The sequence below is a fragment of the Paraburkholderia phenazinium genome (assembly GCF_900142845.1).
Lineage (GTDB): Bacteria > Pseudomonadota > Gammaproteobacteria > Burkholderiales > Burkholderiaceae > Paraburkholderia > Paraburkholderia phenazinium_A.
Window position 1 is genome coordinate 273,822 of sequence record NZ_FSRU01000001.1, and the last position, 24,451, is coordinate 298,272.

Consider the following 24,451-nt stretch of genomic DNA (forward strand, 5'->3'; position numbering starts at 1 on the left):
CGCTTAGCGCTTCAGCTTGGCAAGCGGCGAATCCGGCGGATACGTCGGCGTGATCGGCTTCGGCGAACCGAGCATCACGCACATCAGCGCATCTTCTTCGCCGATATTCACTTCCGTGCGATACACGCCCGGCGGCACCGAGATCAGATCGCGCTCGCCTAGCACCGATTCCCACGTCTCACCATCGCGCTCGCAGATCACTTTCATCTTGCCGCGCAGTACGAAGAAAATTTCTTCGACATCCATATGAATATGGCTCGGGCCAATGTTGCCGGCCGGAATCACCATCGTCGAAAACGTGAAGCCGCCTGCCGGCACCGTGTTGACGTCCTTGGCGACGCCTGTGCCGCCCGTGCCGACATAGCGCATCTGCGCACGGCGATACTTCGGATCGTAGTCGGCCTGGAACTTCAGCGCGTCCCAGTCGTAACGACGCGTTTCAAGGCGCGCGACACGCGTGTCCATCCACTGCGCAAAGCTGGCTTCCGTGGGTTGATCCCACGACTTACGTTCGATATCGGTGTCCGCCATCTCTTTCTCCTTTCGGTCAAGACAAGATCAATTCATCACAAAGCCGCCGTTGACCGGCAGCAACTGGCCGGTCACGAAACGTGCGGCATCGGACAACAGGAACAGGACCGGTCCCGTCACATCGTCGGGGACCTGGCCGCGGTTCAGCGCGCGGCCTTTCAGGTAGTACTCGTGGCGCTCGGCCGGCACGTAGGCGGTGGCTTCGACTTCGGTGAGGCCCGGCGCAATCGCGTTGACCGTGACGCCATGCACACCGAATTCGCGCGCCAGCGAGCGTGTCATCGCAATCACGGCGCCCTTGCTGGCGACATACGCCAGCAGCTTCGGCGCGCCCCACATCGCCGTATCCGAAGCGATGTTGACGATGGCGCCGCGGCCCGAGTCACGCAGATGCGGCAGCGCTGCCGTGCTCATCAGCCAGGTACCGCGCACGTTGACGTTCATCACGGCGTCCCATGTATCCACCGCCAGCTCGCCGGCGAACTTGCCGCCCGAGTTGGTGATCGCCGCGTTGTTGATGAGCGCGTCGAGACCACCGAGTTGTGCAACCGCTTCGGCCACGAAGCGCTGAACGTTCGACGGCTCGGCGAGATCCAGCGGCAGGAAATGCACCGCATGACCTTCGCCCTTCAGGGTCTCGGCGAGTGCACGGCCTTCCTCGTGCAACACATCGCCGAACGCGACTTGCGCGCCGGCTTGCGCCAGCGACCGCACAAACGCCGCACCGAGACCGCGCGCGCCGCCCGTGACGATCACGCGCCGTCCGTTCAGCGCCGCGAGCGCCGCGTTGGCGTTATGCATGGCTATGTCCTGCGGCTGCGCCCGCTGCAGTGGTCGCCGCTTGCTCACGATGCGCGGCCAGTGCGTCGAAGTCCTGCTGCGCACGCTGGCGCAACATGCGACGCACGCGCGTCATGCCGACATCGTGCTGATAGAGGAATTCGTGCTGACGCGCGTTCGGCGCCATGCTTTCGAGGACATAGCGGTCCTGTTCCAGCACGTCCCAATGCAGACCTTCGAGGCGGTTGCGATACAGGAAGCGCCATGCGTCGCGCTGCCAGCCGGAAACCTTGCGGGTACGCCAGAAGTAAACCTGGCAATTGTTTTCGTCGACAGGAACGGCGAAGCCGATGATCCCGAAGTTGCCGCCCGGGCCGAACTTCTTCTTGTACGGAATCGCAAGACGCATCCACAGGCAGCCGGTTTCGCCGAGTTCGACCCAGTCGAAGTTGACGTCGCGCTGGCCGACCTTCTCGAACATCAAACCGGTGTCGGTCTTGCGCACGCGCATGTCGGCCTGCTTGTCGCCTTCGGCCATCGAGTGCGAGGTGGCATGCAGATACGCGCCGTGCATTGGGTCCATCACGTTGTCGATCGCGTACTGGTAATTGCACTTCCAGTTCGACATGCAGAGGAAGCTCGCGTACTCCTCGCCCACCAGTTCTTCCGGCAGTACGAGCGGCGTGGGCTCCTTGTGCGCGTCGTCGCCGAACCACAGGAAGATCGCACCGGCGCGCTCTTCAACCGGATACGACTTCACGCACTTCTGGCCTTCCAGCGGGCAGTTCGAAACGGCCGGCACCTTGGTGACCGTGCCGCCGCCGTCGATTTCAATGCCGTGGTACCAGCACGCAACGCTGCCACCGAGATTCCAGCCGAGCGACAGACGCGCGCCGCGATGCGGGCAACGGTCTTCGAGTGCGCGGACCTGGCCTTCCTGATCGCGCCACAGCACGATCTGATCGCCGAGACGCGTCAGGCCGATCGGTGCATTGCCGACCTGCCAGCTCGGGGCGACCGGATACCAGTAGTTGCGCAGACCGAGGTCGAGGTAAGCCTGAAGCGGATCGGCAGCGCCGTGGTCCGTCGTGGTGTGGGATGTGGGGGACGTCATGAAGAGACTCCGAATGCGGGAACGGGGCGACGGGTTCGCGTAGTTATCTGGGTAGCGCGCTTATTCGGCGAGCAGGCGGAATTCGGCGGCGAGTCGTTCGGCCGTCCACGTCGCGCCTTCCGGCGTCCGGAAGCCCACGCGGTTCAGCCCGGCAACGACTTCTTCCAGTTCCACTGCGCCTGCGTCGAACACCTTTTCGAGCGCATCGCCAAAGTCGTTCTCGTACTGCGTCGGCTCGGCCTTGCGGTTTTGCCACACGAGGTTTTGCGCCTCGCCCGGCTTTTCGATGACGCCCTTGCCGGCCACGTTGTTCGGCTGCGGCGCGAGCCACGGCTTCAGGGAGGGATTGAATTTCACGGCTTGCTCTCGCATGTCATTCCACCTTGATCTGGATTTCTTCACCGGCGAGACGAACCGCGTACACCTTCAGGTCGCGACCGCCCGGCTCTTTCAGGCACTTGCCTGTCGGGATATGGAACACGGCTTCGTGCAACGGGCATTCGACGGTATCGCCGTCGACAAAGCCCTGCGTCAGCAACGCGTACGCATGGGGGCAGACGTTTTCCAGCGCGTACAGCGCATCGCCCACCTTGTAGATGCCGATCTCCGTGCCGTCGAGCTTGAACTCGAGCGGCGCGTCTTCGGACAGTTCGCCGGCATGTCCGGCGCAACGCCATTGTTCACTCATGTGCTACCTTCTCCTGAAGCCTATACGTTCCATTGGAGGAACGTCAGTTCGTGTATGGACAATTATAGGAGTCGTCCCAGCAAGAAAAAATAAAAATCTGTGGCGTTAGGGGAAAACACTGATGTGGCGTAGGAAAGACATGACTGCCGGTTCCGGCCAGGCAGCGCCCCAACCGTACGTGTCTATTCCGTAAGGCTTTTCTCTCGACATCCTCGGCAACCGTCCACCTGGCATTCGGGTTTCCTCGGGGCTCGAAAATTTATTTTGACCACTTCTGAAAACCCTATACTTTCCATAGGCGATACACACGCCCATAGGTGGAACAAATAAGAAGCGAAGTTTTGGCGCATAAACCACGACTACCGCTCATTCACTCAACGCAATACGGACGGCGGAATGGGATCTAGCCATTCGTCATATGATCAGGAGAACCAACGGTGAAAAGAATCATTGCAGTCGGGCTTACCGCGATGTGCGCCGCGACAGGGGCGTGGGCACAAAGCAGTGTCACGCTTTACGGCAGCCTGGATGCCGGAGTCGCGTACGTCAGCAACGTGGCTGGCGGAACGAAGTGGATGGCAGAACAGGGCAACATGCAGCCTGACCGTTGGGGCCTGAAGGGGGTCGAAGATCTGGGTGGTGGCCTGCACGCGATCTTCCAGTTGGAAAACGGCTTCGCGACGACAACAGGTGCGATGTCTTCGCCCGGCACACTGTGGAACCGCCAGGCGTATGTGGGTTTGAGTTCGGATCAGATCGGCACGCTCACGCTGGGTCACCAGACGCCGTTCAATTTCGACGTACTCGGCCCGCTTAGCACGGGCTATCTCGCCGCCAGTTGGTTTGCGTTCCACCCCGGCAATATCGACGAACTCGCCGACACGAGCATCGTGCCGTTCAACAACTCGGTGAAGTTCCGCTCGACGAGCTTTAGCGGCTTCTCAGTCGGCGCAATGATGGGTCTCGGCAACACGACCGACTTCGCCACCGGCCGCACCTTGAGTTTCGCGGCGAGCTACGCGAACGGTCCGTTCAAGGCTGGCGCCGTGTACTCGAACGAGCATAACCAGACGCCGTCGATCGTCACGACGGGCATCACGAACTTCCAGGGAATGACGGCCGCCAACTACACGGCGGACAAGATGGAGAACATGGGCGCCGGCTTGTCGTATCAGTTCGGCAACCTGCTGGTGCATGGCCTGTACACGCGCGTGAAGCTGGACAATCCGGGGTACTCGAGTACGTATCAGAGCTACGATGCCGGCGCGAACTATCAGTTCACACCGTTTAACAGCGTGGCGGGCGGCGCGGCAACGACGAGCTTCGACGGTCATCGCTGGACGCAGTTTGAGATCGGCGATATCTACGCGCTGTCGAAATCGACGCAGGTGTATGTGAATGCGCTATACGAGCGGGCGGGTTCGAATACGGACGCTGCGTTCTTCACGGCAGGTGTCTCGAACAGCCGCAATCAGACCATCTTTCTGACCGGCGTTCATCACTCGTTTTAAGCGGGTCTGCGGTCGGCTGTCGGCTGTCGGCTGTCGGGTGGCCGGCGGCCGGCGGCCGGCGGCGAAGGGGCCGGTCAGCAACTTCGTGTTGCTGACCGGCCTTTTGTGTTTGAGGGTTTTGCGCGGCGGGTTTGGCTTGGGCTTGGGCGGGGGCGACGTCGCGATGCAATGCAATGCGCCCCAGCCCGGCGACGGCGCAGCACGTCGCGGCGCGGTGTCCTATATGTTTAGTTGGCCGTCACAGAACTGCGGCGTGCCGCTGCGACAGTCGGATCGTCCGGCTGTGGACGGTAGTTGAGGCGCGTCGACAGATCGACCGCTGCATTGCACACCGACGCAATCAGCGGCTCGCGTTCGCCCGCATCGCCGATATCCGAACGCGGCACGGTCACCGTCAACGCCGCAACGATGCGACCGGTCTGGTCGCGCACCGGCGCCGTGACCACAGAAATGCCCCGCTCGAACGACGCCTCGCTCACCGCGTAACCCAGCGCCGCGCTTTCGCGCACGCGCTCGTTCAGTTCTTCGACCGTGGCAGGCGTGCGGTCCGTAAAGCGTTCGAGTTGCGGCTCAGGATAAAGCTGGCGCAATTCCTCGTAACTCAGATCGCCCATCAACACCTGACCATGCACGGTGGCATGCGCCGGCAAACGCGTGCCGACGTGCACCTTGACCGAACTGAACATCGGATCATGTGCCTGCGCCTTCGCAACGAACACGACGTCGCGCTGATCGCGAATCAGCAGGTGCGTGCTGAGTCCGGTCGCGTCCCGCAGACGTTCGAGAAGCGGTGTGCCGACGTCGGTCAATTCGAGCGAGCTCAGATACTCGAAGCCCAGCCGCAACACCGCGACGCCCAGCCGGAAATGACGGTCGCCGTTTACGCGCTCCAGAAAACCGAGCGCTTCCAGCGTCTGCAGCAGGCGGAAGGTGGTCGTGCGAGGAATCCCGATGCGCTTCGATAACTCCGGCGCACCGAGCACCGGCTCACGGGCGGTGAATTCCGCGAGGATGCGCAAGCCCCGCTCAAGGCCAGGCACAAGGTAGGTCGAACCGCCGGCGCTCTCTTCGTCGGCGGTTTCGTTGAGGTCGACGGGAACCGCGGCCTCGTCCTGAGCCGTCGGCGTCTCGCCGCGCGGCCTGGCCGGTTTGCGTCCCGCTCCTGTCATGGTTTCTTTTGCCATATGCGGCTGTGGTTCGTACTGATCGTCTATAGGTCAGCATGATAGCGCGAAGCGTCGTGCGGAAATTTAGCCTCGCGCCTGGCAGGGCGCGCCGTGACGGCTTCAGGGAACGCGCCGCCGGTCATGCCTTGACCGTATCCGCCGCGGTCATCGACAATCGCGACCACAAAGAACCGCTATCCGCACGTGCGAAACGCGCCTGACACACAAAAAGAACATGTGCAGCGCCATCATTAGCAGATCGTCGACGAACACGTTTCACTGCTTCCGCAACAACGTCACGAAAACAAAACGCAAAGTACTCGCTGCCATGCGACCCGGATCACCGGGCCCGCACAAGCAGCCCCGACCTGAGGATCTAGCCAATGAATCAGAAGGACGATTTGCCCGTACCGCACGCGAACCCGGAGCTCGGCAACGACGACAGCCCCGACAATCCTGAACGCCGCCGGGTCCTCACCGGCATCGCGGCGGTTGGTTTCGGACTCGCGCTCGCCGGCTGCAATACGGAAGAGCAGGCGGCGGCCACGCCGAAGAGCGCCGCCGACCTCCGGCTCGACGCCGCGCTGCACGACCAGGTGCGCCATATCGTGGTGATTTACGCCGAGAACCGCAGCTTTGCGAATCTGTATGGCAATTTCCCAGGCGTGCAGCATCCGCTCGATGCGGTACCGGCAGAACGTTATGTGCAGCTCGACCGCGACGGCAAAACGCCGCTGCCGCAGTTGCCGAAGATCTGGGGCGGACTCGTCCCGCAGGCGCAGGAAGTGGACGGCAAGCGCTATATGATCGGCGAGAACGCGATTGTCGATCTGCACAACCGGCCATTCCGGATTCCCGATGCGCAGGGCGCGCCTTTGCCGAACGGCGTGATCACGCGCGATCTGTGGCATCGCTTCTATCAGAACCAGATGCAGATCAACGCCGGGCGCAACAACCAGTTCGTCGCGTGGGCCGATTCCGGCGGGCTGGTGATGGGGCACTACCGCAATTCCGCCGACACCCTGCGGATCTGGAATCTCGCCCAGCAGTACACGCTGTGCGACAACTTCTTCATGGCGGCCTTCGGCGGCTCATGGCTGAACCATATCTTCCTGATCTCCGCGCAAGCGCCGCTGGTGCCGGACGTGCATACCAGCGCGGCCAAGGCGTTTGTGTCCGTGGTCGAAGGGGACGATCCGACCGGTGCGCGGCTGAAGCTTGCCTCGACTTCGCCGGCGTCGGCGCTCGACGGCCCGCCCAAGTTCGTCAACGACGGCCTGTTCACGCCCGACGGTTACGCCGTCAACACCATGGCGCCGCCGTACCAGCCGAGCTTCGTCGCGCCGGCGGCCGGCGGCAATCCGGCCTTTGCCGATCCGTCGAATCCGCGCGTGCTGCCGCCGCAAAACTACGCGACGATCGGCGACCGCCTGTCGGACAAGGGCGTCGATTGGGCGTGGTACGCCGGGGCGTGGCAATACGCGCTCAATCATCACGACACGGGCGATGTGCCCGACTTCCAGTACCACCATCAGCCGTTCAACTATTTCGTCAGCTACGCGCCGGGCACCGACGCGCGCCGTCAGCATCTGCGCGATGCCGGCGTGGGCGACGACGCTTCCACCAACCGCCTGATCGCCGATATCGAAGCCGGCCGCCTGCCTGCCGTCACGTTCTACAAGCCGCAGGGCAATCTGAACATGCACGCGGGGTACGCGGACGTCGAATCGGGCGATCGCCATATCGCCACGGTAATCGAGCATCTGCAGCGCGGGCCGCAATGGGCGAATACCGTGGTGATCGTCACCGTCGACGAAAACGGCGGCTGGTGGGATCCCGTGTCGCCGCCGAAGGGCGACCGCTGGGGTCCGGGATCGCGCATTCCGGCGCTGGTGGTTTCGCCGCTGGCGAAAAAGGGCTACGTGGATCACACCGTCTACGACACCAACTCGATCCTGCGTTTCATTAGCCGGGTGCACGGCCTGGCGCCGCTTGAAGGAGTGGTCGCACGGGACCGCGCGTTCGCGCAAAACGGTCTTGCGCCGTTGGGCGATCTAACCGGAACGCTCGATCTCGCTTGAGATGGATGTGATGGCCCCGCTGACTCAGGCGGGGCCGTGAATTTATGCGCGTAAACTGGTAAGTGGGCACTCGCCTCCGCGGTGACCCACGCTCAGTTGAGATCCTTCACTAACGCGGCCCGCACTCGTGGCTCGATGGTTTGCGTGGGCACCGGATAATTCGGATGGTCGCAGCCGATCTGCAACGCCGCCCCGTCGCGTAGCCGCGCTTTGATCGCCGGCGTGAATTCGAAGCGTACGAAGTGCACGGCTGAGGTCTTCTGATCGTTGTCGCGTTCCAGATCCTCGTCGGCAATCGCATAGACCGGCGGCTCGCCCTCCACCTGCATGAAGACCCGGTCCTCGATGCCGATCAGCCGCGCCAGCGCCGCTTGCCGTTCGATTTCGTTTTCGTACTCGATCTGCATGGTCGCCTTCAGATTGCTGCCGTCCGGCACCAGCGGCAAATACGCGTTCAGCTCTCCCTGAATCCCGTCCTCGTCGAAAATTTTCTCGATGTGGAGCATTTCCTGAATCTGATAGCGGATCGTCGTTTCGTCTTCGAACAGGAACGTGACATGGTTGCCGAGCGGCACGGTGCGATCCTTCTTGTGCTCGATCACCCGGGCGCGCATCGCGATGCGCGATTTCGAATAATTCTCGAGCGACAACAGCGAGTTGCGGGCGATACTCATCAGGAGTCCTTCCAGTCAGTGAGGGTTATCAGAGGCCGTAGGCCTTGCGCAGCAGCGTGAGCGGATGCGCAAGCTGTCCTTTCGACAGGCCGTTTTCGTCGAGCCCCTGTTCGATATGATGGCCTGCCAGCTGGCAATCCGACGAAATGTAGTCGGGATGCGGCTGCGCCATCGCCTTGAAGACCGGCGTGCCGATCTGCATCGCCGTGCGGTGGAACTCCTTTTTGACGCCGAACGTACCGGCATGCCCGGAACAGCGTTCGACTACGGTGACCTGGGTATCCGGCACCAGCGCCAGGGTTTCGGATGTTTTACGACCGATGTTCTGCACCCGCGCGTGACACGGCACGTGATACGACACTTTGCCGAGCGCCGTCTTGAAGTCGGTTTTGAGAAGTCCGTCACGATGACGCGACACGAAGTACTCGAACGGATCCCAAAACGCCTCGCTGACGGCGCGCACGTCGGCGTCGTCCGGGAACATCAGCGGCAACTCGTGTTTGTACATCAGCACGCAACTCGGAATTGCGCCGATGATCGCGTAGCCTTCACGCGCGTATTTCGCGAGCACCGGCAGGTTCTTGGCCTTTTTATCGGCCACGCCCTGCAGGTTGCCCTGCTCGAGCAACGGCATGCCGCAGCATGCCTCGCTCTTCACCAGTTCGTAAGCAATCTCATTGTGTGCGAGCACGGCGAGCAGATCGTGGCCGATCCCCGGCTCGTTGAAATTCACGTAACAGGTGGCGTAGATCGCCACTTTGCCGGGGGTGCGCTCTCCATCGCGCACTTGGGTAGTGGCCGGCGATTTCTTTGCGGCACTACGAAATTTGCGCGGCGCAAAATCGGGTAGCCAGGCGTTCCTGTCGACGCCGAGCGCGCTCTCCATGATGCCGCGCGCCGCCGCCGTGCGATTCACCGCGTTCACCGTCTGCGTGACCACCGGAATGCCGGCGAAGTGCCCGAGCGCATCCGTGTTCGAGAGAAACTTGTCGCGCAGTTTGACGTCGCCCTTTTTGTAATCGACAGCCTTGGCGCGCAGCATCAGGTGCGGAAAATCGACATTCCACGGATGCGGTGGAACATAGGGGCACTTGGTCATGTAGCAGAGGTCGCACAGGTAACACTGATCGACCACCTTGCCGAACTCGGTCTTGTCGACCTCATGCGCTTCGCCGGTATCCGTGGCGTCGACGAGATCGAACAGCGTGGGGAACGCGCCGCACAGCGAGACGCAGCGGCGGCACCCCGCGCAGATGTCGAAGACGCGCGCCAGCTCCTGGTCAAGCGCCTCCTGATCGTAGAACGCATCCGAAAGCCAATCGAGCGGATGCCGGGTGGGCGCCTCGAGGCTGCCTTCTTTGTGGGGCATGGAGTCAGACTCCTTGAATGCACACGAACGGGAGCCTGCGGACCCTTTCCGCAAGCTCCCATGGCCTGTTTCAATGAGGCGGCACTTGCGCCGCTGCGTATCGTGTCAGTCGACGAGTGCTTCGAGCGCCTTCGTATAACGATTGGCGTGGCTGCGTTCGGCCTTTGCCAGCGTTTCGAACCAGTTGGCGATTTCGTCGAAGCCCTCTTCGCGCGCCGACTTCGCCATTCCCGGATACATGTCGGTGTATTCGTGGGTTTCGCCGGCAATCGCCGCCTGCAGATTTTGCCGCGACGAACCAAACGGCAGTCCGGTGGCCGGGTCGCCTACCGCTTCCAGATATTCGAGGTGGCCGTGCGCGTGACCGGTTTCGCCTTCGGCGGTCGAGCGGAACAGTGCCGCGACATCATTCTGACCCTCGACATCGGCCTTGGCTGCGAAATACAGGTAACGACGGTTCGCCTGCGATTCGCCGGCGAATGCTGCCTTCAAATTCTCCTCGGTCTTCGAACCCTTGAGTTGCGACATCTGAGCCTCCATGCAAGCTTATAGCAAGCGATATTGTGGGGCGCGCGAGGTAGACGAGCGATCGTCTGGGTAGCTGCCGGGCAGACGCGCGTGGCTGCGCCGCATCTTTAAATCTAGAAGCTGCGGCAGACGTTCCCCAATTGTGTTTTTCAATGCCGTCGATAGTCGTTGACCTTGCATAACGCGGGCCTCCGTCTAGACTGGTAGTGCATCACTTCGCACTCTGTGTAACGGAACTGCCATGCGTTTGACGATTCTCATCAACGGTTCCGATCCCACCGTCAATCACGACTACGCTGTGTTATGGCTCGACACCGATGAGCGCCGGTGGTCGAGAGAAGCGCATCAAGGGATCGATCTGCCCCCGTGGGGCGAAATGCACGACACCGACGGTGTCACGACGCTTTGTGCGCCGAGTACCGACGCGCCGCTCTGTACGCTGCGCGGCCTGCACGTCGACCGCAAGCAACGCGTGAGTTCCGCCGAGGGCTCGGCTGCGTGGACCGCTGTCCATGCGCGGGCGCCGGCGACCGGCTATTGGCGTTTGCAAGCTGTCGACCGTCAACCGGTCCACGCGGAACATCGCATCTTCGACAACTAGGCGTCGATATACGTCGTAGATAAGCGGGCCAGGTCGTCGCCCAGTTTTTCTTCTTCCACGCATGCTGCAATGCGGCGGGCGCGTTTGCCTACCGCATTCGGACAACACTCGCTGAAACCCCGCGGGCGACGCTATACTTTTGCCCCCCGTTTCCTTCGATGTCCAACTCATGAAGAAGTGGTTTGCCTCACTGTTATTCGTCGTCGCGGCTCACGCGATGGCGGCACCCTCCTGCACCGAATTCACGCCCAACGCGCAGTGGCCTGTGCTGGTCAATCCGAAGATGGCGCCGAAGACGCGCATGCTCTGCTACGCCGACTTCGCCGTCCTGCATTCGGGTATCACGCATGGCCCGCTGTGGTCCGCGGAACATCTCACGCGCGACCACATTGAAGCCGCGCAGGACATGGTGCGCACCAACAAGTTTTTCGAAGACGCGCGATTGCCCGACGGCGAAGGCGCAACGCTCGCCGACTACAAACGCAGCGGCTACGATCGCGGCCACATGAGCCCTGCCGGCAACCGCTGGAATCCGCAGGCGATGGCGCAATCGTTTTCGCTGGCGAACGTCGTGCCGCAGAATCGCGAGAACAATCAGCGCCTCTGGGCACGCATCGAAACCGCCGTGCGCAACATCGCGCTTCGGGACGACGATACGTACGTCGTGACCGGCCCGATGTTCAGCGGCGAGCAGTTGCAAACCATCGGACCGACGCGCGTCTTCGTGCCGACGCAGTTGTTCAAGCTCGTGTACGTGCCGTCGAAGCAGATGGCGTTTGCCGTCGTGGTCGACAATGTCTCGACTAACCGCTACACCCTCACCACCGTTCACGAACTCGAAGCGACGAGCGGCATCCGCTTTCCCGGCATTCCCGAGTCGTTGAAAGATCAGCGTCCAGGAGGACTCAAAGGTGTTTAACGCTTTCTCGAACGACGACGACGTCCTCAACATTCAGGGCGACGCGCTCACCGTGAGCAACGGCACGACGCGCGTCACGCTGAGCGGCACGCTGGCGCTGACGAAGGACCAACGCGGCCTGAAGGCTGCGCTCGCGTTGAAACAGGCGCTCGACAGTATTGTCAGTGCGTTGCAGGCGCAGGCTGACCTGCCTCAGCGGATCAAGGACGAACCCGACGCCAAACCCGGCAGCGTCGACAATCCGTTCAATTGACCATTCCTTAGACGTATGAGGACGGCGGTGCGTCGCTGCCTGCGTGCCGCCTCGCGACCGGAGCGTTTCGGACTGTCAACAGCGAAAAACGGCCATCACCCCCGATTCCGCAAAGCGTTAAGTGCGCTACCACACAGAAGCGCACGTTTTGCGGACGTACCTTCCACTGATCCCGCTTGGGCCGAACCTTAGCCGAGCCTCAGCCGGGCCTCTCCGCCAAACAGGCTGCAAGGGTAGTGATGAAGGGACCGAATCATGAATGCGCCGATTGACTCTCTGCAAATCGGCATGCGCCGCCCGTTGGCGCGCCCCGACGGCCTCGACCGAATGCTTCAGACAATGGCCGCGGCTTTGCCCAGCCAAGGTGTCAACGTACGCGATCCGCGCACCGTCGTGCCGACCGCGCCAGCCTCCTCCAGTGCCACGCTACAGACCTTCGTCAATGCGCAGGCGAAGCTCGGCCGGATGCTGCGGCGAAACTCCGCGCGGCCAGGCACGCCCGAACCGGAACGCAAACCCGACGTCGTCGCGTTGCACTTCGCCCCGCACGCCGCGCCGACGCTCGGCAAGTTCGGCAAAGTACCGCGCGTCGTGCATTTTCATGGCTCGTGGGTCGACGAGCATAGTGCCGAGCGCGGAGCTGCTTTATTGAGCCCGTTGCGTTACGGTCTGGAGCGAATGGTGTATCGCGGCGGCACGCGGCATATCGTGCTGTCGCGCGAGTCCGGCGACCTCCTGCATATGCGCTACCGGATACCGGAAGAGCGGATCCGCGTGGTGCCGGGCTGTGTCGATACCGCGCGTTTTGCACTGCGCGTCACCCGAAAGCAGGCGCGCAAGCGTCTCGCGATACCGCAGGACCGGCCGGTTCTGCTGTGCGTGCGACCGCTCCTGCCGGGCATCGGACTCGAGGACCTGATCGATGCGATCTTTGTCGTCAAGCTGACCGTGCGCGACGTGTTTCTGGTCATCGCCGGCGCCGGACCGGAGTTCGACATGCTTTACGCACGCATCGTCGCGCGTGGCCTGGAGAACCAGGTGCGTCTCGCGGGCTTCGTCGCGGACGATGCTTTGGCGCAGTACTATCGCGCCGCCGACGTGACGGTCGTACCGACCGTCGCCATGAAAGACTGTGGACTGACGGCCATCGAATCGCTTGCCGCCGGCACGCCGGCGCTGGTGACGGCCGTTGGCGGCGCCGCGGAAGCGGTGGCACCGCTATCGGATCACCTCGTGCTGCCGTCGGGCGATTACAAGGCGCTCGGCACCGGTATCGCCGATACACTGCTCGGCGTACGTGTCATGCCCAGTGCCGATGCATGCCGCCGTTATGCGCGCAAGCATTTCGATCATTCGGTGGTGGCGGCCCAGATCGCCCGGGTCTACCGGGATGCCATAGAGGCGTATTGACGAATCGGCAGCTTCCCGGCTGCTGTTTTCATTTTGCAATCCGTATTATTTCGCACTTCCCCCTTCCATATTCAGCACAGCGCTTCTCCATTTCTTAAGGAAGACTTAAATCGTCACACCTGTGAGGTGTGGATGCATCTTCATTCTTCCTGGAAGCGTTTGTTTCCGCGGTTACGTTTTGTCACCAGAGCAGCGTCAACTCCTGTGATCCGGCTAGCGTTAAACCGGCAGCGCTGAACCTTTTCAGCCGCGACATAAGGAGTTAGACCATGAAGACCATTTTCGCTGCGCTCGCTTCCGCCCTGCTCGTTTCGACGGCCTTCGCACAAACTGCTGCACCGGCGATGTCAGGCGATCAACAAACTCAAGCGGCTGGCCAGGCCAATCTCAAGGCTGGCGGCGCCACGTCCACGGATGCGGCGAAGACCGACACAGCGGCCAAGCAAGCCAGCACGTCCACCGAGAAAACCGAAGCGAAGGTTCACGCCAAGAAGAGCGGCGCCGCTCGCGTACAAAAGACTCAGGCGCATAAAGTTAGCAAGACGAAGCATGCTTCAGTTGCCAGCACCGAAAAGACCAAGGCCACGGGGGATAGCAGCAAAGAGGCCAACACTGCGCCGGTCAAAACCGACGGCGCCAAGACCGACGCCACCAAGACCAATTAAGGTGATCGGTCGTCGGCACAATCCGGCCGCTGTGTCGTTATAGTCGAAGCCGAATATGCCGTTGGGGAGGGCGAGTCCTTGGACTCGCTTTTTTTGTTTGGCGTCTGATAGATAGCATGGCGAATTATTTTGGGCTTACGTGCTTTTATTCGCCTCAGGAATGCGCTTCAGGCATTCGCCGCAGGATCGGCCAGCGCCGCGAGTTTCTTCGCATCGACGATTTCGATTTCCGCATACCGCAGTTGCACCGCACCCTGTGCCTCGAACTGCTTGAGAACCTGATTGATGGTTTGCCGCGACAGCGCCAGCATCATCGCGAGATCTTCTTGCGGCACCTTCAGCACACGCCGCAACACGCCCGGCTCGCCGTAGCCGCCGGCCATCAGCAGCAAGCGGCGCGCGATGCGCTGTGCCGCCGGCAACAGCGCGGCTTCTTCAATGGCGTCGAACGCAAGACGCAGCTTTTGTGTCAACAGCAAGCCGAAACAATGCCAGTACTGCGGCGAGCGCTCGAGCAGCACCACCAGCTCCGCGCGCGGCAAATGAAACAGGAGCGAATCGCGTTCGGCATACGCATCGTGCGTTCGCGCACCGCCGTCGAACAGCGCGATCTCACCGAACCAGTTGGCCGGCTCGATCACTGCGAGTAGCGCCTCCTTGCCGGCGAAACTCGCGGCGCTGATGCGCATGAGGCCATCCAGTACGCAGTAGAGTCCGTCGTCAGGGTCGCCACGCATAAACAGGCGCTCGCCTGCCTGCAGGCGCTCCATGCGACCAAGCTGGACCAGTTGCGTGCGCAACGTCTCGGGTGCGGTGCGAAACCATGCGCTGCGTCCGAGCACCGCAAGCGGCTCATTCATGGGAGAAGACGAACTCATAGGCTGGCACCGTGCGAAACTGAAATGCGGAGATTGTCGGCTACCCGAAGGTTTGAAATCGGCTTGACCGCGATTATGATGACTTTCACCGAGGAGCGTCACCCATGAGAACGCTGACCCAGCAACTGACCCAGTACGCGGCCTACCACCGTGACCGGCGCAATATCGCCACGCATTTCGTCGGCATCCCGATGATCGTGCTGGCGCTTGCGGTGCTGCTAAGCCGTCCTGCATGGATGGTGGCCGCGTTGCCGATGCCACTCTCGCCCGCATGGGTGTTGTTTGTAGTGGCGACGCTCTACTATCTCGTGCTCGATGTGTCGCTGGGCCTGATGATGGTCGTCTTCTCGGCGCTATGCCTCGCGTGCGGCCAGTGGCTCGCCGCGCAATCCACGCTGGCCTGGCTCGCAACCGGCGTTGGCCTCTTTGTGGTCGGCTGGGTGTTTCAGTTCGTCGGCCACATGGCTTACGAACATCGCAAGCCGGCTTTCGTCGACGATCTCGTCGGTCTGCTGATCGGTCCGCTGTTTGTGCTGGCCGAAGTGTTGTTCGGTTTTGGCTGGCGCCCGGCCCTGCAGCACGCGATCGAAGCCGAAGTGGGTGCTACGCGCATCAATCCGGACCGTGCGGCAGCGCATCACGGGCAATAACGCGTCCCGCCGCGTAGGCCCAATCAAACACCCACAGTTGCGCGCCGAGCAGCGCCGCGCTGACGGCGAGCCCGAGACCCACGCGCGGCTCGCTCACGGCACGCGCAACCAGTTGCCTTAGCAACGGTAAGCGCTGCCGCAACGCGAACAGCGTCGACGCGCACGCGGAAAGCGCGATTCCGCGTCCAGGTTCATACTGGTTCATGGGACAGACGGCCTCGGGGCAGCAGAAGCGGCGAGCGCGGCATGCTCGCACGCATGCGCGGGCCACGTTGCGCGAAGCAACGCGGCGAAATGTGGTGCCATGGGAAGTCGGTCTCTCAAGCGTGCAGCGCATCGTGTACGGCGCTGCTATTCGTCATTCGTTTCAATTTGATGAAGCAAGCCGGCATTCCAGACGGGTTGACATCGAGACGCCGCGCGCGCCGGCAATTAGTCGTGCACGACGGTCTGCGATGAACTAGAACATAACTTCACGCGTGCGCCGATCTCACAGCACGCCGCCGCAGGAAGCGCGCGCAAGCGCAGTTCTTGCTTGATCACCCCGGCCTGTCCGGCGAATACGCCATCCATGCGGACCCGAAGTCCGCTCGTCCTGGACGTGTGCGACGCAGTCGAATGTCGCGCACACCAACACCCAGCCCCTGACAGAAAACCGTCACCAGAACGTGAAAAACGGAGCAAGCATGACTCAGCCAGCCCTATCGCAGGATGTCTCGCCCGATTTCGCCGCCGAGGTTCGCGCCGGACTCACCCACACGCCGCAGAAGGAGTTGCCCTCCAAGTATCTGTACGACGAAGTCGGCTCTGCGCTGTTCGAAGTGATCACGGTGCTGCCCGAATACGGCGTGACACGCGCAGAGGAACGCCTGCTTACGAAGCACGCCGCGGACATCGTGGCGCAGCTTCCGCACGACGTCACTGTCGCCGAACTTGGCAGCGGCAGTGGCCGCAAAACGCGGCGGATTCTTGAAGCGCTGTGTAAAAAGCGGCCCACTTCTTACTGTCCGATTGAAATTTCGCGCACCGCGTTGCAATTGTGTCGGCGCGAGCTGGGCGACATCGAGCGCATTTCGATTGTCGGTTATGAGCGCGATTACCTGGCGGGTCTCGCCGAAGTCAGCAAGAAGCGCGCATCCGGCGAGCGTCTGCTGGTGCTGTTTCTCGGCAGCACGATCGGCAATTTCAGCCGGCTCGCGGCGACGCGCTTTCTGCGCGCCATCCGCAGCATGCTGGCCCCCGGCGACGCGTTGCTGCTCGGCACCGATCTGGAAAAACCGGTCCCGGTCTTGGTGGCCGCGTACGACGATGCGATCGGCGTCACCGCGTCCTTCAACCTGAATCTGCTCGCGCGCATCAACCGCGAACTGGGAGGCGATTTTCCGCTCGACGCGTTTCAGCACGTAGCGCGCTTTAACCCCGACGCACGCAGCATTGAAATGCATCTGCGCGCGCGCCGTCCGGTCACCGCCCATATCCGGGCCGCGCAATTGACGGTGACGTTGGAGGAAGGCGAAACGATCTGGACCGAAAGCAGCCACAAGTACCGCGCCGAAGAAGTCCCCGCGATCGCCGACGACGCCGGCTTCGCGTGCAGCCATCAGTGGGTTGAACGCGAGTGGGGCTTTGCGGAGAGCCTGCTGGTCGCGCAGTAGGAGCGCATGACGCACTGACGGCTTGCGGCGCCGTCAGTGGCCGCGTAGCACGCTCAGTGCTGCTCGAAGCGTTCGTAACGTTTGTCCGTGAAGCGCTCTTCGCCGGCCACTTCGCTCACGCGGGCGGCCGGCGGCCCGTGGCGCAGCCACGAGAGCATCCGGTCGACCTGATTGGCCGATCCCTGCAAGATAGCTTCGACCGAGCCATCCTCAAGGTTGGCCACCCATCCTTTGATGCCGAGCGCGTGCGCCTGGCGCACCGTCGCGTGACGGAAACCGACGCCTTGCACGACGCCGCGAACCCGCACGTAATAGGTTTCGATCCGCGAATCCAGATCCGGGCCTGTCATACCGTCCTCTCCTAACGCAAATCTTTCAAGCCGGCATTCTAGTCGCGTCGTGGCGAGTTTGCCTGGAACGCGTTGGACTCGCGCGACGCGACACGCGGTGCACGCCCCACGTACAATCCGACGACCGCCACGCAGGGAATTGGAAAAGAATGATGGATCAGAACCGCGATCTCGTACTCGTCACAGGGGCCTCCGGCTTTGTCGGCTCGGCCGTGGCGCGCATCGCGCAACAGAAGGGCTTCAACGTCCGCGTGCTGGTGCGCGCCACCAGTCCGCGCCGCAATGTCGAGGCGCTCAACGCGGAAATCGTCGTCGGCGACATGCGCGACGAAGCGTCGATGCGCGTTGCGCTGCGCGGCGTGCGCTATCTGCTGCACGTCGCCGCGGACTATCGGCTGTGGGCGCCGGATCCAGGCGAAATCGAACGCTCGAATCTGGAAGGCACCGAGGCGACCATGCGCGCGGCTCTCAAGGAAGGCGTCGAGCGCATTGTCTACACCAGCAGCGTAGCCACGCTGAAGGTGACGAGCTCCGGCCAGTCGGCCGACGAGACGTCGCCGCTGAAGGCCGAGCAGGCCATCGGCGTCTACAAGCGCAGCAAGGTGCTGGCCGAGCGCGCGGTGGAGCGGATGATCGCCGAGGACGGGCTGCCCGCCGTAATCGTCAATCCTTCGACACCGATCGGCCCGCGCGACGTGAAGCCCACGCCGACCGGCCGCATCATCGTCGAAGCGGCGCTCGGCAAGATTCCGGCTTTCGTCGACACCGGGCTGAACCTCGTGCATGTCGACGACGTCGCGGCCGGGCACTTCCTCGCGCTCGAACGCGGCAAGATCGGCGAGCGCTATATTCTCGGCGGCGAGAACCTGCCGTTGCAGACGATGCTCGCCGATATCGCCGCGCTCACCGGACGCAAGGCTCCGACCATCAGCCTGCCGCGCTGGCCGCTCTACCCGCTCGCCATGGGTGCGGAAGCGGTCGCGAAGATCACGAAGCGCGAACCGTTTGTGACAGTCGACGGTCTGAAGATGTCGAAGAACAAGATGTACTTCACGTCCGCGAAGGCGGAACGCGAGCTCGGCTATCGCGCGCGGCCCTACCGCGAGGGGCTGGCCGATGCGCTCGAGTGGTTCAGGCAAGCGGGGTATCTGAAGGCGTGAGGACGGACCGCCCAACGGACCCGCAAGCACTTTGTTACAACGTCGTCCGACCCGCGGCGGGTCAAAGCCCGCGCGCAACAGGTAAAATCGCGGGTCTTACCAGAGAATCCTCGCATGAACCTTCACGAACAGCTCGGCGCGCTTGAAGTGGGCGTCGATCAGCTCATTCAGGCTGTCGTGGCCCCGCAGGCCCAAAGCATCCCCGAGACACCCGCAGCAACAGCAGCGCCAGAGGTGTCTGCCGCAATCACCGCGAGCGAAGACACGCCGGCCCAGGCGGAGCCCGCAACGCATGCGGCGGCAGAAACCGAGGCCGAAGCCGTAGCTGAAACAGCCAAAGCCGCCGCTGTTGCACCGGCTGAAGAAAAGCCCACCTTGTCGATTGGCCGGCCCACGCAGAACGTCATCACCATGACGATCGGCGGCAAGACCGTGTCGCTCCATCCGGAGCAGGTGGGTCAGTTGATCGAAGAACTGTCGAATGCGCGCGCCTCGATGACGCCGGAGCCGGCGATGGGCGTGCCGCCCGGCTGGCGCTTCGTGTCGACGAAGAATCCCGCGCTGGCCGTGCAGAAGCACTCGAACGGCGACCGCCTGCTGATCATGCGCCATACCGGACACGGCTGGGTGCCGTTCACGTTCTCGCCGGATAACGTGATCCAGATGTACGCGCTGCTCACGCAGCGTTGATGCGAAGGGCGGCGCTTCGTGCGCCGCTATGAGCGAGGTCCGCTGCGGACCGCGCGCAAGGCCTTCGCCTCGCACGCCACCCAGGGTGCGCGTTCGGCTACCGCGCCGCCCACTCACCGATCCTGTTGCACCGGCGCCTGCACGCGCGCCTTCCACTGACCGCCCTTGCCGCGCCAATAGCGCACCGCGGACGCAAACGTAGCGCCGACATAAAACAACGCCACCAGCGGCAAGAACGGCGCCCACAGCGGCGAGCGACCGTAATAGCGCAGCATCGGCGCATACGCGCAGCACATTGCCGCCCATGCGAGCCACGCCGGCAAGCCGCGCGGCCCGAGTTCCAGCGCGGCCACCGGCGGGATCAGATAGATGATCGCCATGCCCGCTAGCGTGCCGGCCAGCAGCCATGCGGAGTAGTGCAACTGCGTGAAGGCCGTGCGCGCGATCATGTTCCAGATCTCGCGCCAGTTGTCGTACGGACGCAGTGAGACGCTACGCGCCGCCACATCCAGACGGATCGGATGACGTCCCTCACCACGATGCTTGATGCGCGCGGCGAGACTGCAATCGTCGATCAGCTCGCCGCGAATCGACTCGATGCCGCCCGCTTCTTCCAGCGCCGTACGCCGCACCAGCATGCAGCCGCCGGCCGCCGCAGCTGTCTTGTTGCGCGGGTTGTTGACCCACGAGAACGGATACAGCTTGGCAAAGAAGAACACGAAGGCCGGAATCAGCGCCTTTTCCCAGAACGAATCGCAGCGCAACCGCACCATCAACGACACCAGATCGCGCTGTTCGGCGTCGGCGCGAGCGACGAGTTGCGTCACGGCATCCGTGGGATGGCCGATGTCAGCGTCGGTCAGCAAGAGGAAGTCGGCTGGCAGACCAAGCGTGCGCACGGCTTCGATGCCTTGCGACTGCGCCCACACCTTGCCCGACCAACCCGACGGCAGCGGCTTCGCACTCAGCACCGTCAGGCGCTCGGGACATTGAAGCGCCAGCGCCGCGGCACGGGCGGCGTCGGCGGTGCCGTCGGTGCTGTGGTCGTCAACCACGATCACGTGGAACGGCCCCGCGTACGCTTGCGCGAGCAGGGTGCTGACCGCCTCTGCGATGACGTCGGCTTCATTGCGGGCCGGCACCACGGCGGCGACGGCCGGCCACGCATCGCGTGACGTGTTCGCGAGCGGCGTAGCGGGGCGGGCTCGCCAGAAACCGCCGCGGGCAAACAGCAGCACGCACCAGATCAACAGGGAGAGACACGACAGACCAAACAGAACCACCTGCATTACGCGTTGCCCTCAATCGAAGTGACGCGTACACCGACGCGCCGGGACAGCCACATTGCGAGCGCGCGCGTTGTGACGACAAACCAGTCGAAGCCGTCGAGCGCCGGACGGCGACGGAACACGTCATAGCCGGCCTGCTCGATGCGCTCGAGAATGCGCAAACCGCCGTGGACAATGCCGCACAGCACCAGCCCCGCGCGTCCGGGGATGCGCAGCGCGAGTGGCGCCCCGCGGACCAGCATGGTGCGGGCGTAAGCGACCTCATAGGCCATTAGTGCGCGCCATGCGTCGTCCGCGGTGCCGTTGGTCATGCGGGCTTCGGTGACGTTAAAGCGCTCGAGGTCGCTTTGCGGCAGGTAGATGCGGCCGCTTTTCAGGTCGATCGCAATGTCCTGCCAGAAATTGATCAGATGAAGCGCGGTGCAGATCGTATCGGAGTCGGCCAGATTGGCCGGCGTTGCCGCATTGAACAGATGCAGCATCAGTTGCCCCACCGGGTGCGCGGAGCGGCGGCAATAATCGAGCAGGGCCGGCTGGTCGGCGAAGCGGGTGGTGTCGATCTCCTGATCGAGCGCCGAGACGAGGTCGTAGAACGGCGCGAGCGGCAATTGATACTGCGCGACCACGCCGGCCAGCTTGCCGAACAGCAGCGGATGCACGGGCGCGAGGTGGCCGCTTGCCACGGCGTCGAGCCCGGCGCGGAAATCGGCGAGGCGCGCGTGACGCTCCGCGGCGCTCCAATCGCCTTCTTCGACGATGTCCGCGGCCGTACGGGCGACCTGATAGATCACGCCGACAGGCAGACGGAGCGCCTTCGGCAGCAGCACACTGGCGATCGGTAAGTTTTCGTAGTGATCGGCTTCCATACGGCGAGCCTCGAATACATAGGGTAATGCGGTTGTAAGCAATAACCGCAGGACCCTATAGTTTAAGGGTTCCGCAGGGCGACTGCAGCGTGCAACGACTGCTGGACGGCCTCGAGAGGCCGCCTGGGACGGGGATCGGCCAGAGCAAAGCGCGCCCGATAGCGTTAGAATGCGCGTTTGGTTTTCGTCTACCGGCTTTGCGCCGGTTTTTAGACATCAATTATTATCAATGTCGCGGCGATAAAGTCGTTTATATCGACTTCCTCGAAACCTGCGTCAGTCGGAGTTCGGCAGCCTATGCGAGTCATCCTTGCTCAACCCCGTGGTTTTTGTGCGGGGGTGGTCCGGGCGATCGAAATCGTCGATCGCGCGTTGCAGCAACACGGGGCACCCGTGTATGTGCGTCACGAAATCGTCCACAACCGTCACGTGGTGGACAACCTGCGTCAGAAGGGGGCGCGCTTTGTCGAAGAGCTCGACGAGGTGCCTGAGGGCGCGGTGGCGATTTTTAGTGCGCACGGTGTGGCCCAGACTGTCGAACGCGACGCGGAGCAGCGCGGGCTCGATGTGCTCGACGCGACCTGTCCGCTGGTCACCAAGGTACATGTGCAGGGGCGCCAGTACGTGGCGGCCGGCCGCACACTGATACTGATTGGCCACGCGGGGCACCCGGAGGTCGAGGGCACGATTGGTCAGATACCGGGCAAGGTGTTGCTGGTGCAGAGCGAGGCGGAGGTGGCGCATCTGGAATTGCCGCTGGACGCGCCGCTAGCGTATGTGACGCAGACAACGCTTTCGGTCGACGATACGCGGGGCATCATTGATGCTTTGTTGCGGCGGTTTACCAATATCGTTGGGCCGGATACGCGGGATATTTGCTATGCCACGCAGAATCGTCAGGCGGCTGTGCGCGAGTTGAGCACGCAGGTTCAGGTGTTGCTGGTGGTGGGCGCGACGAATAGTTCGAATTCGAACCGCTTGCGGGAGATTGGCAGCGAGACCGGGGTGGCGAGTTATCTGGTTGCCGATGGGTCTGAGGTGAAGGCGGAGTGGTTTGCCGGCGTGCAGACTGTTGGGATTACCGCTGGCGCGTCCGCGCCCGAGGAAATGGTCGAGAACGTTATTGATGCGCTGCGCGCGCTTGGGCCTGTTGATGTCACCACTATGGCCGGCCGCGAGGAGAAGGTTGAGTTTAAGCTGCCCGCTAAGTTGATGCAGCCGCTTGCTGCTCGGGAAGTTTAAGGTCGGGGTTTTTTGTTTTGTCTGGCTGACGGCTTTTTTTTGCCTGCGGCGCATTGGTTTTGCGCTGTGTTTTTAGGGTGTTGGCCTTTCCTTGCATTCTTAGTGGTCTATTAGCTTCGCCCCTGTGCGGGGCGGCACTTACTTTCTTTGCCGCCGCAAAGAAAGTAAGCAAAGAAAGCGGGCTCACACCGCTAGCGTTTAGTGAGCCGTCCCGGTCTACCACCGGGAACGGCCCAACACGAGACCCGTTCTCGCTCCATTCCCCTCAGTGACAAAGCACTCATCCGCTCCAGCGTCGCGCTTCGCGCCCCGCCGTCAGGCATAGCGCCTTCTGCGTGTTCCGTAGGATGTCTAACTTTCTCTGGCCAGCCCTAATCCGAAACGGCGGAATCGCCGACGGTTCTGCAGTGCTTACTTAGCCCGGCACTTCCGGCAAGGCGCGCCATCCGAGGCGGACCCATCCGCAAAGCACGAAGTGCGAAGCGGGATGGATGAGCGCTGTGTCACGAACGAGGGAAATGCGAGAGACCGTCTTGTCTCGGACCACTTCGTGGTCACATGAGAGGTGGCTCACTACGGGCTGGCGGTTGCAGCCCGCTTTCTTTGCTTACTTTCTTTGCGGCGGCAAAGAAAGTAAGTGCCGCCCCGCACAGGGGCGAAGCTAATAGACCACTAAGAAAGCAAGGAAAGGCCAACACCCTAAGACCACAGCGCAAAACCAAGGCGCCGCAGGCAAAAAAAGCCGTCAGCCAGACAAACAAAAAAACGCTACCCCGCACTCCGAGCATTATGCTCAGTCAAAAACTTAATAAGCCCATCAACCCCGCCTTTAGAGAGCTGATCCGCAAACTGCGTCTGATAAACCTGAATGAGCCAGGCGCCCATCATATCGATGTCATAGACCTTCCACCCGGAATCCGTCTTCTCCATCCGATACCCGACAGAATCATCCCCACCATTGCTAATCACATGCGACTGCACGACGGCATCCTTGCCCCCCGCCACGACGCTAGCCGGCGCAAACTTGAACGTCACGTCCTGATCCCGCAATTGCGCCAATGAAGCCGCATACGTCCTCACCAGCAATGTCTGGAACTGCTCGTACAACTGCTTCTGCTGCTCCGGCGTCGCCGTGGTCCACGCCTTCCCCACCGCAATCCGCGTCGTACGCTGAAAGTCCGTAGCAGGCACAAAATGTGTTACCACCACCTGCGTGATTTTGCCCATGTCGCCCGCGCGCGCCTGGGGATCAGCCTTCATCGCGCTGACCGTGCCCTCAACCGCGTTCTTCACCACCGCATCAGGGGCAGCTTGCGCAAAAGCCGTAGTGGAAACCACCGCAGCCGCCAGAAAAGCAGACAGATAACGTTTCATAAGCTCA

At 62.4% G+C, this 24,451-nt stretch carries 27 protein-coding genes; 12 read left to right on the top strand and 15 right to left on the bottom strand.

Annotation, left to right across the window (positions count from 1 at the left end; all coding sequences use genetic code 11):
• Positions 1–3: 3 nt before the first annotated feature.
• The 5 genes from BUS12_RS01310 to BUS12_RS01330 are packed head-to-tail and all read right to left on the bottom strand — an operon-like array spanning position 4 to position 3,113.
• Positions 4–531 carry a cupin domain-containing protein gene (locus BUS12_RS01310; RefSeq protein ID WP_074293873.1) on the bottom strand — a complete coding sequence of 176 codons (528 nt, stop codon included), beginning with the start codon at positions 529–531 and terminating at the stop codon, positions 4–6.
• Positions 532–558: 27 nt separating this feature from the next.
• Positions 559–1,332: an SDR family oxidoreductase gene (locus tag BUS12_RS01315; RefSeq protein ID WP_074293874.1), complete on the bottom strand. Its 774-nt coding sequence runs from the start codon at positions 1,330–1,332 to the stop codon at positions 559–561.
• Positions 1,325–2,425, bottom strand: coding sequence for an aromatic ring-hydroxylating dioxygenase subunit alpha (locus BUS12_RS01320; RefSeq protein WP_074293875.1), 1,101 nt, complete (start codon positions 2,423–2,425; stop codon positions 1,325–1,327). The genes BUS12_RS01315 and BUS12_RS01320 overlap by 8 nt, the downstream gene beginning before the upstream one ends.
• 60 nt (positions 2,426–2,485) lie before the next feature.
• The gene (locus BUS12_RS01325) at positions 2,486–2,797 is read right to left on the bottom strand and encodes a recombinase-like helix-turn-helix domain-containing protein (protein ID WP_074293876.1); all 312 of its coding nucleotides are present in this window, start codon (positions 2,795–2,797) and stop codon (positions 2,486–2,488) included.
• A gap of 1 nt (position 2,798) precedes the next feature.
• Entirely contained in the window at positions 2,799–3,113 is a 315-nt protein-coding gene (locus BUS12_RS01330; protein ID WP_074293877.1) for a non-heme iron oxygenase ferredoxin subunit, read from the bottom strand.
• 470 nt (positions 3,114–3,583) lie between these two features.
• Here BUS12_RS01330 and BUS12_RS01335 point away from each other — a divergent pair, with 470 nt between their 5' ends.
• Positions 3,584–4,624 (top strand): porin, encoded by a 1,041-nt coding sequence (locus BUS12_RS01335; protein ID WP_429307832.1) that lies wholly within the window; start codon positions 3,584–3,586, stop codon positions 4,622–4,624.
• A gap of 227 nt (positions 4,625–4,851) precedes the next feature.
• Here BUS12_RS01335 and BUS12_RS01340 read toward each other — a convergent pair whose 3' ends face one another.
• Positions 4,852–5,808: an IclR family transcriptional regulator gene (locus tag BUS12_RS01340; RefSeq protein ID WP_074293879.1), complete on the bottom strand. Its 957-nt coding sequence runs from the start codon at positions 5,806–5,808 to the stop codon at positions 4,852–4,854.
• A gap of 365 nt (positions 5,809–6,173) precedes the next feature.
• Between BUS12_RS01340 and BUS12_RS01345 the strand changes: the two genes are divergently transcribed.
• The gene (locus BUS12_RS01345; RefSeq protein ID WP_074293880.1) at positions 6,174–7,871 is read left to right on the top strand and encodes an acid phosphatase; all 1,698 of its coding nucleotides are present in this window, start codon (positions 6,174–6,176) and stop codon (positions 7,869–7,871) included.
• Between the two features lie 92 nt (positions 7,872–7,963).
• On the opposite strand, the gene BUS12_RS01350 is transcribed toward BUS12_RS01345, so the two are convergent.
• From BUS12_RS01350 to BUS12_RS01360, 3 genes are all read right to left on the bottom strand, one after another.
• Positions 7,964–8,545, bottom strand: coding sequence for a DUF3501 family protein (locus BUS12_RS01350; protein WP_074293881.1), 582 nt, complete (start codon positions 8,543–8,545; stop codon positions 7,964–7,966).
• 28 nt (positions 8,546–8,573) lie between these two features.
• A complete protein-coding gene (locus tag BUS12_RS01355) occupies positions 8,574–9,914 on the bottom strand; it encodes a heterodisulfide reductase-related iron-sulfur binding cluster (RefSeq protein ID WP_074293882.1) in 1,341 nt (446 codons plus the stop codon).
• Positions 9,915–10,019: 105 nt separating this feature from the next.
• Positions 10,020–10,442 (bottom strand): rubrerythrin family protein, encoded by a 423-nt coding sequence (locus tag BUS12_RS01360; protein ID WP_074293883.1) that lies wholly within the window; start codon positions 10,440–10,442, stop codon positions 10,020–10,022.
• A gap of 241 nt (positions 10,443–10,683) precedes the next feature.
• Between BUS12_RS01360 and BUS12_RS01365 the strand changes: the two genes are divergently transcribed.
• The 5 genes from BUS12_RS01365 (at position 10,684) to BUS12_RS01385 (ending at position 14,290) form a co-directional block, all read left to right on the top strand.
• Complete coding sequence (locus BUS12_RS01365; RefSeq protein WP_074293884.1) at positions 10,684–11,043, top strand: DUF3564 domain-containing protein; 360 nt, start codon at positions 10,684–10,686, stop codon at positions 11,041–11,043.
• Positions 11,044–11,212: 169 nt separating this feature from the next.
• Entirely contained in the window at positions 11,213–11,962 is a 750-nt protein-coding gene (locus BUS12_RS01370) for a DNA/RNA non-specific endonuclease (RefSeq protein WP_074293885.1), read from the top strand.
• Positions 11,955–12,215, top strand: a complete 261-nt coding sequence (locus BUS12_RS01375) for a hypothetical protein (RefSeq protein ID WP_074293886.1) — start codon at positions 11,955–11,957, stop codon at positions 12,213–12,215. Before BUS12_RS01370 ends, BUS12_RS01375 begins: the two co-directional genes overlap by 8 nt.
• A 255-nt stretch (positions 12,216–12,470) precedes the next feature.
• Positions 12,471–13,625 carry a glycosyltransferase family 4 protein gene (locus BUS12_RS01380; RefSeq protein WP_074293887.1) on the top strand — a complete coding sequence of 385 codons (1,155 nt, stop codon included), beginning with the start codon at positions 12,471–12,473 and terminating at the stop codon, positions 13,623–13,625.
• A gap of 269 nt (positions 13,626–13,894) precedes the next feature.
• Complete coding sequence (locus BUS12_RS01385; RefSeq protein ID WP_074293888.1) at positions 13,895–14,290, top strand: prolipoprotein diacylglyceryl transferase; 396 nt, start codon at positions 13,895–13,897, stop codon at positions 14,288–14,290.
• 167 nt (positions 14,291–14,457) lie between these two features.
• On the opposite strand, the gene BUS12_RS01390 is transcribed toward BUS12_RS01385, so the two are convergent.
• The gene (locus tag BUS12_RS01390; protein ID WP_074293889.1) at positions 14,458–15,168 is read right to left on the bottom strand and encodes a Crp/Fnr family transcriptional regulator; all 711 of its coding nucleotides are present in this window, start codon (positions 15,166–15,168) and stop codon (positions 14,458–14,460) included.
• Positions 15,169–15,272: 104 nt separating this feature from the next.
• Between BUS12_RS01390 and BUS12_RS01395 the strand changes: the two genes are divergently transcribed.
• Positions 15,273–15,818 carry an Mpo1 family 2-hydroxy fatty acid dioxygenase gene (locus tag BUS12_RS01395; protein ID WP_074293890.1) on the top strand — a complete coding sequence of 182 codons (546 nt, stop codon included), beginning with the start codon at positions 15,273–15,275 and terminating at the stop codon, positions 15,816–15,818.
• On the opposite strand, the gene BUS12_RS01400 is transcribed toward BUS12_RS01395, so the two are convergent.
• Positions 15,781–16,023, bottom strand: coding sequence for a hypothetical protein (locus BUS12_RS01400; RefSeq protein ID WP_074293891.1), 243 nt, complete (start codon positions 16,021–16,023; stop codon positions 15,781–15,783). The genes BUS12_RS01395 and BUS12_RS01400 overlap by 38 nt on opposite strands.
• Positions 16,024–16,504: 481 nt before the next feature.
• On the opposite strand from BUS12_RS01400, the gene egtD reads away from it, so the two are divergent.
• The gene (gene egtD, locus BUS12_RS01405; protein ID WP_074293892.1) at positions 16,505–17,473 is read left to right on the top strand and encodes an L-histidine N(alpha)-methyltransferase; all 969 of its coding nucleotides are present in this window, start codon (positions 16,505–16,507) and stop codon (positions 17,471–17,473) included.
• Between the two features lie 53 nt (positions 17,474–17,526).
• On the opposite strand, the gene BUS12_RS01410 is transcribed toward egtD, so the two are convergent.
• Positions 17,527–17,823, bottom strand: coding sequence for an acylphosphatase (locus BUS12_RS01410; RefSeq protein WP_074293893.1), 297 nt, complete (start codon positions 17,821–17,823; stop codon positions 17,527–17,529).
• Positions 17,824–17,972: 149 nt separating this feature from the next.
• On the opposite strand from BUS12_RS01410, the gene hpnA reads away from it, so the two are divergent.
• A complete protein-coding gene (gene hpnA, locus BUS12_RS01415; protein WP_074293894.1) occupies positions 17,973–18,983 on the top strand; it encodes a hopanoid-associated sugar epimerase in 1,011 nt (336 codons plus the stop codon).
• A 114-nt stretch (positions 18,984–19,097) separates the two neighbouring features.
• A complete protein-coding gene (locus tag BUS12_RS01420) occupies positions 19,098–19,673 on the top strand; it encodes a hypothetical protein (protein ID WP_074293895.1) in 576 nt (191 codons plus the stop codon).
• Positions 19,674–19,786: 113 nt separating this feature from the next.
• On the opposite strand, the gene BUS12_RS01425 is transcribed toward BUS12_RS01420, so the two are convergent.
• Complete coding sequence (locus tag BUS12_RS01425; protein ID WP_074293896.1) at positions 19,787–20,962, bottom strand: glycosyltransferase; 1,176 nt, start codon at positions 20,960–20,962, stop codon at positions 19,787–19,789.
• Positions 20,962–21,828: a squalene synthase HpnC gene (hpnC, locus tag BUS12_RS01430; RefSeq protein WP_074293897.1), complete on the bottom strand. Its 867-nt coding sequence runs from the start codon at positions 21,826–21,828 to the stop codon at positions 20,962–20,964. Before hpnC ends, BUS12_RS01425 begins: the two co-directional genes overlap by 1 nt.
• 297 nt (positions 21,829–22,125) lie before the next feature.
• Here hpnC and ispH point away from each other — a divergent pair, with 297 nt between their 5' ends.
• Entirely contained in the window at positions 22,126–23,070 is a 945-nt protein-coding gene (ispH, locus tag BUS12_RS01435) for a 4-hydroxy-3-methylbut-2-enyl diphosphate reductase (RefSeq protein ID WP_074293898.1), read from the top strand.
• Positions 23,071–23,838: 768 nt separating this feature from the next.
• Here the strand turns inward: ispH and BUS12_RS01445 are convergent.
• On the bottom strand, positions 23,839–24,444 hold the full coding sequence (locus tag BUS12_RS01445) for an MlaC/ttg2D family ABC transporter substrate-binding protein (RefSeq protein ID WP_074293900.1): 606 nt from the start codon (positions 24,442–24,444) through the stop codon (positions 23,839–23,841).
• Positions 24,445–24,451 lie beyond the last annotated feature (7 nt).

Bases quoted from the DNA above. Each gene is read 5' to 3' on its own strand.
- egtD (WP_074293892.1), top strand. From the start codon at position 16,505: ATGACTCAGCCAGCCCTATCGCAGGATGTCTCGCCCGATTTCGCCGCC.
- BUS12_RS01400 (WP_074293891.1), bottom strand. From the start codon at position 16,023: ATGAACCAGTATGAACCTGGACGCGGAATCGCGCTTTCCGCGTGCGCG.
- BUS12_RS01320 (WP_074293875.1), bottom strand. From the start codon at position 2,425: ATGACGTCCCCCACATCCCACACCACGACGGACCACGGCGCTGCCGAT.
- BUS12_RS01310 (WP_074293873.1), bottom strand. From the start codon at position 531: ATGGCGGACACCGATATCGAACGTAAGTCGTGGGATCAACCCACGGAA.
- BUS12_RS01420 (WP_074293895.1), top strand. From the start codon at position 19,098: ATGAACCTTCACGAACAGCTCGGCGCGCTTGAAGTGGGCGTCGATCAG.
- BUS12_RS01315 (WP_074293874.1), bottom strand. From the start codon at position 1,332: ATGCATAACGCCAACGCGGCGCTCGCGGCGCTGAACGGACGGCGCGTG.
- BUS12_RS01345 (WP_074293880.1), top strand. From the start codon at position 6,174: ATGAATCAGAAGGACGATTTGCCCGTACCGCACGCGAACCCGGAGCTC.
- hpnC (WP_074293897.1), bottom strand. From the start codon at position 21,828: ATGGAAGCCGATCACTACGAAAACTTACCGATCGCCAGTGTGCTGCTG.
- BUS12_RS01395 (WP_074293890.1), top strand. From the start codon at position 15,273: ATGAGAACGCTGACCCAGCAACTGACCCAGTACGCGGCCTACCACCGT.
- BUS12_RS01360 (WP_074293883.1), bottom strand. From the start codon at position 10,442: ATGTCGCAACTCAAGGGTTCGAAGACCGAGGAGAATTTGAAGGCAGCA.
- hpnA (WP_074293894.1), top strand. From the start codon at position 17,973: ATGATGGATCAGAACCGCGATCTCGTACTCGTCACAGGGGCCTCCGGC.
- BUS12_RS01355 (WP_074293882.1), bottom strand. From the start codon at position 9,914: ATGCCCCACAAAGAAGGCAGCCTCGAGGCGCCCACCCGGCATCCGCTC.
- BUS12_RS01385 (WP_074293888.1), top strand. From the start codon at position 13,895: ATGAAGACCATTTTCGCTGCGCTCGCTTCCGCCCTGCTCGTTTCGACG.
- BUS12_RS01365 (WP_074293884.1), top strand. From the start codon at position 10,684: ATGCGTTTGACGATTCTCATCAACGGTTCCGATCCCACCGTCAATCAC.
- BUS12_RS01370 (WP_074293885.1), top strand. From the start codon at position 11,213: ATGAAGAAGTGGTTTGCCTCACTGTTATTCGTCGTCGCGGCTCACGCG.
- BUS12_RS01340 (WP_074293879.1), bottom strand. From the start codon at position 5,808: ATGGCAAAAGAAACCATGACAGGAGCGGGACGCAAACCGGCCAGGCCG.
- BUS12_RS01350 (WP_074293881.1), bottom strand. From the start codon at position 8,545: ATGAGTATCGCCCGCAACTCGCTGTTGTCGCTCGAGAATTATTCGAAA.
- BUS12_RS01425 (WP_074293896.1), bottom strand. From the start codon at position 20,962: ATGCAGGTGGTTCTGTTTGGTCTGTCGTGTCTCTCCCTGTTGATCTGG.
- BUS12_RS01445 (WP_074293900.1), bottom strand. From the start codon at position 24,444: ATGAAACGTTATCTGTCTGCTTTTCTGGCGGCTGCGGTGGTTTCCACT.
- BUS12_RS01335 (WP_429307832.1), top strand. From the start codon at position 3,584: ATGTGCGCCGCGACAGGGGCGTGGGCACAAAGCAGTGTCACGCTTTAC.
- BUS12_RS01325 (WP_074293876.1), bottom strand. From the start codon at position 2,797: ATGCGAGAGCAAGCCGTGAAATTCAATCCCTCCCTGAAGCCGTGGCTC.
- BUS12_RS01380 (WP_074293887.1), top strand. From the start codon at position 12,471: ATGAATGCGCCGATTGACTCTCTGCAAATCGGCATGCGCCGCCCGTTG.
- ispH (WP_074293898.1), top strand. From the start codon at position 22,126: ATGCGAGTCATCCTTGCTCAACCCCGTGGTTTTTGTGCGGGGGTGGTC.
- BUS12_RS01330 (WP_074293877.1), bottom strand. From the start codon at position 3,113: ATGAGTGAACAATGGCGTTGCGCCGGACATGCCGGCGAACTGTCCGAA.
- BUS12_RS01390 (WP_074293889.1), bottom strand. From the start codon at position 15,168: ATGAGTTCGTCTTCTCCCATGAATGAGCCGCTTGCGGTGCTCGGACGC.
- BUS12_RS01410 (WP_074293893.1), bottom strand. From the start codon at position 17,823: ATGACAGGCCCGGATCTGGATTCGCGGATCGAAACCTATTACGTGCGG.